This is a genomic window from Variovorax flavidus, from assembly GCF_030317145.1.
Lineage (GTDB): Bacteria > Pseudomonadota > Gammaproteobacteria > Burkholderiales > Burkholderiaceae_C > Variovorax > Variovorax flavidus.
This window is the reverse complement of record NZ_JASZYE010000001.1, coordinates 477,323-488,056: the sequence shown is the minus strand read 5'-3', so window position 1 is coordinate 488,056 and position 10,734 is coordinate 477,323. Positions and strand designations below refer to the sequence as shown.

Annotated in this window: 12 protein-coding genes; 8 read left to right on the top strand and 4 right to left on the bottom strand. The window is 66.5% G+C overall.

What is annotated here, in order from left to right:
* The first annotated feature begins 61 nt into the window (after window positions 1–61).
* Both QTH90_RS02370 and dkgB read left to right on the top strand, forming a co-directional pair.
* Window positions 62–1,267: an MFS transporter gene (locus QTH90_RS02370; RefSeq protein ID WP_286662927.1), complete on the top strand. Its 1,206-nt coding sequence runs from the start codon at window positions 62–64 to the stop codon at window positions 1,265–1,267.
* Window positions 1,264–2,070 carry a 2,5-didehydrogluconate reductase DkgB gene (gene dkgB / locus QTH90_RS02365; RefSeq protein ID WP_286662926.1) on the top strand — a complete coding sequence of 269 codons (807 nt, stop codon included), beginning with the start codon at window positions 1,264–1,266 and terminating at the stop codon, window positions 2,068–2,070. Before QTH90_RS02370 ends, dkgB begins: the two co-directional genes overlap by 4 nt.
* 8 nt (window positions 2,071–2,078) lie before the next feature.
* On the opposite strand, the gene QTH90_RS02360 is transcribed toward dkgB, so the two are convergent.
* Window positions 2,079–2,597 (bottom strand): BON domain-containing protein, encoded by a 519-nt coding sequence (locus tag QTH90_RS02360; protein WP_286662925.1) that lies wholly within the window; start codon window positions 2,595–2,597, stop codon window positions 2,079–2,081.
* 489 nt (window positions 2,598–3,086) lie between these two features.
* Here QTH90_RS02360 and QTH90_RS02355 point away from each other — a divergent pair, with 489 nt between their 5' ends.
* From QTH90_RS02355 to QTH90_RS02340, 4 genes are all read left to right on the top strand, one after another.
* A complete protein-coding gene (locus tag QTH90_RS02355) occupies window positions 3,087–5,612 on the top strand; it encodes a hypothetical protein (RefSeq protein WP_286662924.1) in 2,526 nt (841 codons plus the stop codon).
* Window positions 5,613–5,688: 76 nt separating this feature from the next.
* Complete coding sequence (locus QTH90_RS02350; RefSeq protein ID WP_286662923.1) at window positions 5,689–6,303, top strand: DUF2939 domain-containing protein; 615 nt, start codon at window positions 5,689–5,691, stop codon at window positions 6,301–6,303.
* A 53-nt stretch (window positions 6,304–6,356) separates the two neighbouring features.
* The gene (locus tag QTH90_RS02345; RefSeq protein ID WP_286662922.1) at window positions 6,357–6,722 is read left to right on the top strand and encodes a hypothetical protein; all 366 of its coding nucleotides are present in this window, start codon (window positions 6,357–6,359) and stop codon (window positions 6,720–6,722) included.
* A complete protein-coding gene (locus QTH90_RS02340) occupies window positions 6,719–7,099 on the top strand; it encodes a hypothetical protein (RefSeq protein WP_286662921.1) in 381 nt (126 codons plus the stop codon). The genes QTH90_RS02345 and QTH90_RS02340 overlap by 4 nt, the downstream gene beginning before the upstream one ends.
* Window positions 7,100–7,112: 13 nt before the next feature.
* Here QTH90_RS02340 and QTH90_RS02335 read toward each other — a convergent pair whose 3' ends face one another.
* A complete protein-coding gene (locus tag QTH90_RS02335) occupies window positions 7,113–7,451 on the bottom strand; it encodes a hypothetical protein (RefSeq protein ID WP_286662920.1) in 339 nt (112 codons plus the stop codon).
* Between the two features lie 149 nt (window positions 7,452–7,600).
* Here QTH90_RS02335 and QTH90_RS02330 point away from each other — a divergent pair, with 149 nt between their 5' ends.
* Window positions 7,601–8,419, top strand: coding sequence for a class I SAM-dependent methyltransferase (locus QTH90_RS02330; RefSeq protein ID WP_286662919.1), 819 nt, complete (start codon window positions 7,601–7,603; stop codon window positions 8,417–8,419).
* On the opposite strand, the gene QTH90_RS02325 is transcribed toward QTH90_RS02330, so the two are convergent.
* Window positions 8,412–9,311 carry a LysR family transcriptional regulator gene (locus QTH90_RS02325; RefSeq protein ID WP_286664446.1) on the bottom strand — a complete coding sequence of 300 codons (900 nt, stop codon included), beginning with the start codon at window positions 9,309–9,311 and terminating at the stop codon, window positions 8,412–8,414. The two genes, QTH90_RS02330 and QTH90_RS02325, sit on opposite strands and share 8 nt — an antisense overlap.
* Before the next feature lie 95 nt (window positions 9,312–9,406).
* Here QTH90_RS02325 and QTH90_RS02320 point away from each other — a divergent pair, with 95 nt between their 5' ends.
* Complete coding sequence (locus tag QTH90_RS02320; RefSeq protein WP_286662918.1) at window positions 9,407–10,183, top strand: sulfite exporter TauE/SafE family protein; 777 nt, start codon at window positions 9,407–9,409, stop codon at window positions 10,181–10,183.
* A 13-nt stretch (window positions 10,184–10,196) separates the two neighbouring features.
* On the opposite strand, the gene QTH90_RS02315 is transcribed toward QTH90_RS02320, so the two are convergent.
* The gene (locus QTH90_RS02315; protein WP_286662917.1) at window positions 10,197–10,616 is read right to left on the bottom strand and encodes a M23 family metallopeptidase; all 420 of its coding nucleotides are present in this window, start codon (window positions 10,614–10,616) and stop codon (window positions 10,197–10,199) included.
* Window positions 10,617–10,734: the final 118 nt, after the last annotated feature.

Below are 10,734 nucleotides of genomic sequence, written 5' to 3'. Positions count from 1 at the left end.
GAACACCGTTTTTCTGCAAAGGCCATGGCCCCACACTCCTTTCCTCACAAGGAGTGCCTTCATGCCCATTGCCCTGCTTGCGCTGACCATCAGCGCATTCGCCATCGGAACGACCGAGTTCGTCATCGTCGGCCTGATTCCCACCATCGCGGCCGACCTGCAGATCGGCCTTCCGTCGGCCGGCCTGCTGGTCAGCCTCTATGCGCTGGGCGTCGCGGTCGGCGCGCCCGTGCTCACCGCCCTCACCGGCCGGCTGCCGCGCAAGGCGCTGCTGCTGGGCCTGATGGCGCTGTTCACGCTCGGCAACCTGCTGGCGTGGAAATCTCCAGGCTACGAATCGCTGATCGCCGCACGCGTCCTGACCGGGCTGGCGCACGGCGTGTTCTTCTCGATCGGCTCGACGATCGCCACCGGACTGGTGCCCAAGGAGAAGGCCGCGAGCGCCATCGCGATCATGTTCACCGGCCTGACGGTGGCGCTGGTCACCGGTGTGCCGCTGGGCACCTTCATCGGCCAGCACTTCGGCTGGCGCGAGACCTTCCTCGCCGTATCGGCCCTGGGACTTGTCGCCTTCATCGGAAGCGCTCTCTTCGTGCCGAAAAACATCCGCCACGCGCCGCCGGCATCGCTGGGGCAGCAGTTCAAGGTGCTGGCCCAGCCGCGCCTCCTGATGGTCTACGCCAAGACGGCCATCGGCTACGGCGGCTCGTTCATCCCGTTCACCTTTCTCGCGCCGATCCTCCAGGAGGTGTCGGGCTTCAGCGCAGGCGCCGTGGGTGGCGTGATGCTCGTATACGGGTTGTCCGTCGCTGCCGGCAATATCTGGGGCGGCAAGCTGGCCGACAGGCTCGGACCGATCCCCGCGCTCAAGATCATCTTCGCGCTGCTGGCCGCGGTGCTGCTCATGTTCAGCTTCACCGCTCCGCACAAGTGGCTCGCACTGGTCACCGTGCTGCTCTGGGGCGCGGTCGCCTTCGGCAACGTGCCCGGCCTGCAGGTGTACGTGGTGCAGCAGGCCGAGCGCTACACGCCTCGTGCGGTCGACGTTGCGTCCGGCCTCAACATCGCGGCCTTCAACCTTGGCATCGCCGGCGCGGCCTGGGCAGGCGGACTGGTGGTCACGCACCTGGGCCTGATCCATACCGGCTGGATCGGCGCGCTGGTGGTGCTGGCAGCCCTCGCACTCACGGCGTGGAGCGGCCGCCTGGACCGCGCCCGCGTCGCCTCGCCTTCCATCGATTTCAATCACCCAAGGACATCCTCATGAGCAGCATTCCTCCATTCGGCCTCGGCACCTTCCGTCTCCAGGGCCAGGCCGTCATCGACTCCGTCAAGAACGCGCTCGATCTCGGCTACCGCCTGGTCGATACCGCCCAGATCTACGGCAACGAAGCCGACGTGGGCCAGGCCATCGCCGAAAGCGGCGTGGCGCGCGATGCGCTGTTCCTCACGACCAAGATCTGGACGGCCAACTACGGCAAGAATCTGCTCATCCCCAGTCTCAAGGACAGCCTCGCCAAGTTGCGCACCGACCATGTGGATCTGACCCTGATCCACTGGCCTTCACCGGGCAATGCCGTGCCGGTCGCCGAATTCATGGGCGCGCTGGCGGAAGCCAAGGCGCAGGGGCTCACGAAGCAGATCGGGGTCTCGAACTTCACGGTCGACCTGATGCGCCAGGCGATCGACGCGGTAGGCGCCGCCGAAATCGCGACCAACCAGATCGAACTGCACCCCTACCTGCAGAACCGCAAGGTCGCCGACTTTGCGCGCGGCCATGGCATCCCGATCACTTCCTACATGACGCTTGGCTATGGATCGGTGTTGAAAGACCCGGTGATCCAGGACATCGCGCAGGCGCATCAGGCCACGCCCGCCCAGGTCACCCTGGCGTGGGCGATGCAACTCGGCTACGCAGTGATCCCGTCATCGACGCGACGGGCGAATCTGGAAAGCAACATGAAAGCGCAGCAACTGCGCCTTTCCGACGAGGAAATGACGCGGATAGCGGCGCTGGAGCGCAACGGCCGGCTCACCAGCCCCGAGGGCCTGGCTCCCGCCTGGGACTGAGGACGCGTTCAGCCGGGGCTGACGACCAGCTGGTTGTCGACGGTGGCAACGCCGTCGACGGCCTTGGCGATGTCCCCGGCGCGCGCCTTGGCTGCTGCGTTCGGTGCCGGCCCGGCGAGCCGCACGGCGCCGTCCTTTGTCCGGACATCGATGCGGGTGGCGTTCAGTTCAGTGTCTTTGGCGAGGGCGGACGACACCGCCAGCGTGACGGCGGCATCGTCAGTGGTCGACACCGCCGCCGTTCCCATGTTCTTCAGGGCGTTCTTGACGGCCGCCGCGTCTTCCTTCACCTCCGGCGAAGTAACGTAGGCCCTGGTCTTGTCTCGCGCCACGTCCGCCAGTTCGGCGGCTTTTCGCGCCGCCGCGACGGCAGCCTGCTCGGTCTTGTCGGCCGCGGAGTCCAACTGCCTGCCTGCAGATTCGCTACCAGCGCGATCGGTGCACGCAGCCAGTGCGAGGACACAGACGGCGCCCGTCAACGCGGATCGGATGCGCAGCGCTTCGAGAGTTCGGTTCGACTTCCTCATTCGTCATCTCCTTTCCCCGAGCACCTTGGCCCCTTGCACCAATTTGGGTAGCCCTGCGGCGCCGCAAACGCTTGTAGGCAAAGGGCGCAGCCCGGGGTCGAGATGCGGCAAACGGGGCGCAAACGGCACCGCCGGGCCGCCGTTCGCATGATGAAAGCAATTGCAATTATGTTGCCGACGGTTACACGCACAAATTGTAAATAGGCAAGAAGTTCGCCAAATAGTCGTCACCGTCTACAACCGATGTAACAGCCGCCTTGAGAACAAATACACATTAAGAAAGGATTTGAAAGAACGCTTGCTGCGTAGGAACCATCCCACGTACAAACCCTCATCTTTTAAAAACTTGAGGTTTTTTGTTTGAAATCAATAGATAAAAGCTCTCTACTGCTTCTTATTGCAGCGGGGACACTGGCGGGTTGTGGGGGTGGAGGCAGCAACGACAGCGGCTTGGGCGCCGCGTCTGGTCTGAATGCGAATGCCGCGACCGTGGCTGACGCGTCCAACTCCGAGGCACAGGCTTCCAACTCGGACGTCAACGGCACCCTGGTCGCGGATTCGGGTGCCGGCGCCGCTTCGGCCACCAAATCGGCTGGCAAGCTCGCCAAGGTGACGCACCTCGCCAACGAGGGTGAAATCTTCACCGTCTCGACCCAAACCATGGTTCGCTTCGGCAGCGGCAGCAACTGGACCAGCCGCTCCGTGCCGCCGAACATGGCGACGATGTGCCACGTGGACGTCTTCGGCAATCCCGGCGTGCCGGCTCCCCGCGTCTGCGAATCGGGAACCGCCGATGCTCCGGCGCCAGCGCCCGCACCGGCTCCCGCGCCTGCACCGGCCCCCGCTCCGGCGCCGGCCCCGGCACCCGCTCCCGCGCCCGCTCCGACGGGCTACGTCCATATCGCAGCCGAAGGTGAAGTCTTCACCGTCAAGGCGCAAACCATGGTGCGCTTCGGCAAGGGCACCAACTGGACCACCCGGTCCGTGCCGGCGAACATGGCGACGATGTGCCACGTGGACGTCTTCGGCAATCCTGGCGTGTCGGCTCCCCGGAACTGCGAGGCGCTCGGCGCTGCCGCGCCGGCTCCGGCACCCGCACCCGCTCCGGCCCCGGCGCCCTCTCCGGCTCCGGCTCCTTCGCCGGCACCGGCTCCGGCCCCCGCTCCCGCCCCGGCACCTGCTCCGGCGCCTGTCGTCGGGGATGTGGTCGACTCCTCCTTCAACGTGGTCGCCACCTCCTACCGCAACATGGCCGCCCAGTTGAGCAAGGACACCGGCATCGAGTACCGCTACGGCCCCAACGCCGCCGCCTACGGCGTCGGCAACAGCGGTCGTCCGACCCTGTTCGCGCGGGATGCCGCGACGAAGCTCGGTTCGCCCGCTCCCGGCTATTCCTTCTACTGGCAGGTCGGCGGTCCGCCGTCGTCCACGTCGGGCAACTACTCGACCAACCAGGCGAACATGCTGTTCGTGGCCGACAACCCGGCGCAGCGCATCGGCGTGGCTGACTTCCAGGTGTCGGGCTACATGTTCAACACCTTCGCCCAGATGCCCCAGCTGAGCTGGACGCGCAACGCCCTTGCCGGCGGCGGCATCGACGGTGCGAACGCCATGAACTACAAGGCCCAGGGCCTGGCCAGCAGCGATCCCATCGCCGTGGGCCGCTGCTCGGGCCGCGCTGGATTCTGCTCGGAGAGCCTGGTGGCCTACCAGAACGGCGTGATCGCCACCATGGGCAGCAACACCGCCGGCAATCCCGCCTCGGTCAAGCTGCCGTCCAACAAGGTGCCGACCGCGATCGCGATGACGAACCAGAGCGAGTTCGCACTGGTCACGGTGTGGGACACGACCGCGCTCAAGGGCCAGGTCGCGGTGATCGCGCTGGCTGGCCTGTGCGACGGCTGCAACCCGTACAGCAACGGGAACCCGCGCCCCTACTACACGTGGTGGCACGAGTGGATGGCGACCTATCCGGGCCTGCCGAACATGGGCAACATCGCCTTCATGAAGATCCTCGGCTACATCGATCTGCCGGGTGTGAATGCACCGACCGAGATTGCCGTCACGACCGGCCTGGACCAGTTCCAGACCATGGTGAGCGGCGACTTCATCGGCCTGAGCAACACGCCGCTGACGAGCAACTGGCGGAACTTCGTCGGCTCGGGCCCGCACGCCACACGCTACGCCAAGGGCGGTATGGCGGTCGTGATCTCCAAGTCGGAGCAGAAGGCCTCGTTCATCGACCTGCGGCCGCTGTTCAACTTCGTCAACGGCGTCTACTTCAGCGCCAACGTGACGCAGACGAGCAACCTGGGCCAAGCGGACAGCCAGTGGCCGTACACCTTCGCCAACACGCCGTCGCAGATGCCGACGGTGGTGAAGACGGTGTCGCTGCCGGCCAAGCCGACCGCGGTGAAGACGACGGTGTTCGGCAACCCGCAACGCGCCTGGATCGCGACGCAGGACGGCACGATGCACATCTACAGCATCGACGGCTTCGCGCCGGGTGGCACGGCCTCGGCCGCTCCGTCGGCGAACGTCATTGCCGAAGTGGGCACGGTGACAGGCATCGGCCGCAACCCGACGTCGCTGGGCACCTCCAAGGGTGAGCCCAACAGCAGCATCGAACCGCTCAACCAGCAAGTCCTGGTGAACTCGCGCGGCGATCGCAAGGTCTCGTGGGTACGCTTTGCGTCCAACGGAAACAGCGGCAGCATCGTGCGCACCCTGCAGGACACGCGCATGATCGACCCGATCGCCGTGGAAGACGCGGACAACTACTCCAACCCGGGTTACCTGACCAGCGTGATCGACTACACGGGCAAGGCCGTGCGCAACTACCGCTACGGACCGGTGATCTTCGGCACCGACGGTGGTTCGTGCCCCAAGCCCAACGGCTGCGCACTCACGCCGACGACATCCGGCGGCACCACGTACAACATCGAGTACGGCGGAGCGATGGACCTGTCGGCTTCCGGCAAGCCCTTCCAGATCACCACGACCAACGTGCCCTGATCCAGTCGCCACCTAGCGCCAACCGAAACGGCCCGCCTCGAGCGGGCCGTTTTTTTGTCGCGTGCAGAATCGCGGCATGAAAAGCAGAAGCCTTCTCGCGGCCGCGCTGATCCTCATCGCGGCCCTTGCGGCCTACTGGTACTGGTCGCCCTTTCTGGCGGTTCGCCAGTTGCAGACGGCCGCCCAGGAAGGCGATGCCGAGGCATTCAACGCGCACGTCGACTATCCCAAGGTACGCGAAAGCCTGAAGGGCCAGTTCTCCGTCCTCGTCACCAAGAAGCTGGGCACCCAGGATTCGAGCAATCCCTTTGCCGCGCTGGGCAGCCTGATCGGATTGGGGCTGGTGAATCAGCTGGTGGACGCGATGGTGCGTCCCGAGACCGTGATGGCGGCCATGAAGAACGGCCACTTGGCCAAGCCCGCCCCCACGCCGACCCCGGCCCGCCAGCCCGAAGGCGGCGCGCCTCCAGCCGGCGAAGCCACCCCGCCATCGAGCGGCCCGGCACCCGAAAAGAAGGCCCGCTGGATCATCGATCGCCAGGGCGCCAACAAGATGATCGCGTACGCCGTGGACCCCGCAAGGCCCGACGAACCCAATTCAGAGCGACTCGGACTGGTGTTCGAGCGCAGCGGATTCGTGGACTGGAAGCTCACCGAGCTCCGGATGCCGGCATCGGCCTTCGACAAGTAGTATCTTCACGGCCGGCACGTCCACGCATGGGCGGGTCAAGCCAAGGAGCACACATGCATCGTCTCCGCGCACTCGCCGCCATCGGCGTCCTTGTCGTTGCATCGGCCCCGGCGCCAGCCCAGACGGCCGCCGACGACTCTTCCTCCCTTTCGTGTGCAGACTTCAATGCCGCAGCCGCACAAGTCACCGCGGGCAAGAACGCCACGGCGGCGCAGAAGCGCACGGCGCTGGACGCCCAGGACTACATCGGCACCGGCATGGTGTGGCTTCATGGCTATCTCACCGGCCGCAACGGACCGCAGGTCGGCAAGCTGACGCGGGAATGGATCACCGAGAACGTTGCGAAGCTGGGCAGGGAATGCGCCGCCGCGGCCGATCCGGCCAACGCACGCCTCGTCGATCTGGTGACCAAGCCATGAACGTCTTCCGGCTGCGAACCCTCCTGCGCTGCGCGATCGTCCTGCTCGCGGTGCTGGGGGCGGGCCACAGCGAAGCCCAGCGCCACGGGCAGCGCCATCGCCATCACAACAACTGGAACAACCACTGGCACAACGACTGGGACAACCGCCGCGACGCACGGCGCGCGGGTGTGGTCGCCGGCGTGGTTGCCGGCGGCGTGGCGGGCTCGGCCGCCAGGAGCCGCGCCGACCAGCGCTACTCGGATTGCCTCTGGGCGACAGGCTACAGCTGGGAATGCGATCGCCGCCGCTTCAATGACGAGATGCGGGCCCGCGAGAGCGCGCGCAGGGCCGGCGTGGTTGCAGGCGTTGCGACGTACGCCATCGTCCGTCGCTGACGTCGAGCGACTTCTAGTACTTGATCGTCACGCCGGCCTTCACACCGGCGTTGTTCTTGCCGTCCGAGAAGGCGCCCGCGGAGTACGAGCGCTTGCCGCCCGTGCTGGCGCCCAGCGAGTAAGTGGGGCGCTCCTTCGAAGTGTCGACGCCGCCGGACAGTCCACTTCCGTCAGGCCGTTCCACGCCGACCGTGGCGCCCTTCGTGTTGACGGCGCTCTCGGTCGGCGACAGGTTGGGATTGATGTACAGGGTTCCCTTCTCGTCGCTGTCGAGGGGCAGCTTCAAATCCTCGGCCGCAACGCCCATGCAGCATGCGGCCGCGCCAATGAAAGCAATGATGGATTTGCTCATGGCCATCGAGCGTAGCGGCGGCGCTCCGTTGCCCGGTGGGCGCTGTCCGTCAAGCGCTGTAGGCGTTTTGCGCACGCTGGATTGGCATTCGGGGAAACGAACCCTAAGATGCGTGCATCCAGCGGCGGCGTCTTGAAAGGATGCACCTCATGGGCGGATCTGCTTCCGACACTCTCTTCGCCGGCTCGATTCCCGAGCTCTACGACACCTGCCTCGTCCCCCTGATCTTCGAGCCCTATGCCGAAGATCTCGCGAAACGCGCCGCGACGCTCCGGCCGTCACGCGTGCTGGAGACAGCGGCAGGCACGGGCGTGGTCACCCGCGCGCTGGCCCGTGCCCTGCCCGCCCCTGTGGAACTGCTGGCGACCGATCTGAACCAGCCCATGCTCGATCGCGCCGCGGCTGTCGGCACTCAACGCCCGGTGACCTGGCAGCAGGCCGATGCCATGCAGCTGCCTTTTGCCGACGCAAGCTTCGATCTCGTGGTCTGCCAGTTCGGCGTGATGTTCTTTCCGGACAAGGTGCATGCGTTTTCCGAAGCCCGGCGTGTGCTCCGCCCCGGTGGCACCCTGCTGTTCAACGTCTGGGATTGCATCGAGGAAAACCAGTTTGCAGATGTCGTCACGCAGGCGCTGGGGGCTCTGTTTCCCGACGATCCGCCCCTTTTCATGGCGCGCACGCCCCACGGCTATTTCGACCGGATCGCGATCTCGCGCGATCTTGCAGGTGCAGGGTTCAACGCCATACCGGGCTTCGAGACGAGAGAGGCGCGAAGCCGCGCGGCGTCGGCCCGCGACCCCGCCATCGCCTATTGCCAGGGAACGCCGCTGCGCAATGAGATCGCGGCTCGTGCCGGCGCGGACCTGACGGCAGCCACATCGGCAGCCGCGGCGGCCATCGCAGACCGGTTCGGCGAAGGGCCGGTCGATGGAAAGATCCAGGCGCACATCGTCACCGTCGTCAACTGACAGCGGGCGCCTCCGCGAGAAGGTGCTCCAGCATGCGCCGTGCATTCAGCGGCAGCGTGTCGACTTCGCGCACGCAAGCCAGCAGGTAGCGCGCAGCCCACGCCTCTGCGAGGGGAATGCGGCGGAGCTGCATCAGCGAAGGTGACCGGTCCGCCGCCGCCTGCGGCACGATGCCGACGCCGATGCCCTGCGCGACCATGCGGCACACGGCTTCGAAGCTGCGCACGCGCACGCGATAGTTGAGCCGCCTTCCGAGCCTCCTGGCGTGCAGTGCGACGTGCTCCTGCAGTGGGCTGCCCTCTGCCAGCCCGACGAAACGGCAATCGACCACCTCAGCCAACGCGACCCTTCGGCGGCGCGCGAGGGCATGGCCGCGGGCAACGATGAACACCAGGTCGTCGCGTCGAAAGACAAAGCTCTGCAGCCCTTCGACGTCGACCGCATCCGAGACGATGCCGATGTCGCACAGCCCTGCGCGGACCGCGTCGACGATGTCCGTGCTGCCCTGCTCCTCGAGTTCCACGGACACGCGCGGATGCTGCGCGAGAAAGGCGCCCAGCGCCTCGGGCAGGTGCTCCGTCATTGCCGAGGTGTTGCACAGCAGCCGGACATGGCCCTGCAGGCCGGCGCCGTATTCGCCCAGTTCACCGCGCAGCCGCTCCATCTGCTGCAGCACGAGCCGCGCATGATGGACCAGCGTGTGCCCGGCCTCGGTCGGTTGCACGCCCTGCCTGGAGCGCAGCAGCAGCGACGTGCCGAGGTCGTCTTCCATGCCGAGCACGCGCTGGCTGGCCGATGCCAGGGTCATGTGCGTCTGCGCGGCGCCGCCGGTGATGGTGCCGGCATCGACGATGTTCACGAACAGACGCAGGTCGGTGAGGTCGAATCGCATGCCGACGACGGTAGCACGCATCCTCAGGCTGGGACTGAGGCAAGGTCCGTGAGTTCCGCATTTCCGGGCGCCGGGCCTTTCGCGACACTGGAGCCATGTCGAATTCGGATCTTGTCGCTTTCACCGGCCAGGGCGCCGCGGTGTGGGCCTTGGTCGCCGCGGTATTCACGCTTGCGGGCACCGTCAAGGGCGTCATCGGCCTGGGGCTTCCCACCCTGTCGATGGCGCTGCTGGCCGTGTGGATGCCGCCTGCCGCCGCAGCGGCCCTGCTGATCGTGCCTTCCCTCGTGACGAACGTCTGGCAATTGCAGCCCTGGGGAACGCTGTCGCGAATCACGCGCCGCCTCGCTGGCATGCAGACCGGCATCGTTGCCGGCACGCTCATGGGTGCGTGGTGCTTCGGCGCGCCGGCTGGCGCTGGGGCGACGATGGCGCTGGGCGTGTCGTTGGTCTGCTATGCGGCCTGGGGGTTGCTGGCGCGTCCCCTGAAGGTTCCTGCCTCGCATGAATGCTGGCTTGGCCCCCTGGCTGGCGTCCTCACCGGCGGCATCACCGCCGTGACCGGCGTCTTCGTGCTGCCCGCCGTGGTGTACCTGCAGTCGCTGGAACTGTCGCGCGACGAACTCATTCAGGCGATGGGTCTTTCATTCACCACCTCCACCGTCGCCCTGGGCCTTGCACTGGCCGGACAGGGCGGCTACTCGGCCCCTCTGCTCGGCGTTTCGCTCGCCATGCTGGTCCCCGCGATCGCAGGCATGGCGCTGGGTCAGTGGGTGCGAATGCGTCTTCCGGTGCCGGTCTTCAAGCGCTGCTTCTTCACGGGCCTGGCGCTGCTGGGCATCTACATGGTGCTGCGCGAGATCCACCGCTGAAGCGAAGGCCAGATCACTGCTCGTTGCGCGGGTCCCGTGCCGGGTTCGCCGCAGTGTCGGCCGATTCGAAGTAGAGCGCCGGGTCCACCGCATTGCCGTTCTTTCGCAATTCGAAATGCAGCTTGACGCGGTTGGCCTCCGTGTCGCCCATGCGAGCGATCACCTGGCCCCGCTTGACGGACTGCCCTTCCTTCACCAGCAGCTGGCTGTTGTGCGCGTAGGCGGTCACATAGGCTGCATCGTGCTTGATCATGATGAGTTGTCCGTAGCCGCGGGGCCCGACGGCCGAGTAGACGACCTTGCCGTCGCGGGCGGCGTGCACGGGGTCGCCCTTCGATCCGGCGAAGTCCACGCCCTTGTTGCCGCGCCCGTCGAAGCGTGCGATGACCGTGCCGCCCGCAGGCCGGAGAAAGTTCCGGTCTGCCTTTGCCACCGCTGCCGGCTGGGGGTCTGCGGGCTTGGCGCGGGAGCCACCCTTCGCAGCCTTCTTTGTTGTCGAAGGCTTGCTGCTCGTCTTCGGTTCAGCTGGCGAGTCCGCCTTCGATGAAGTC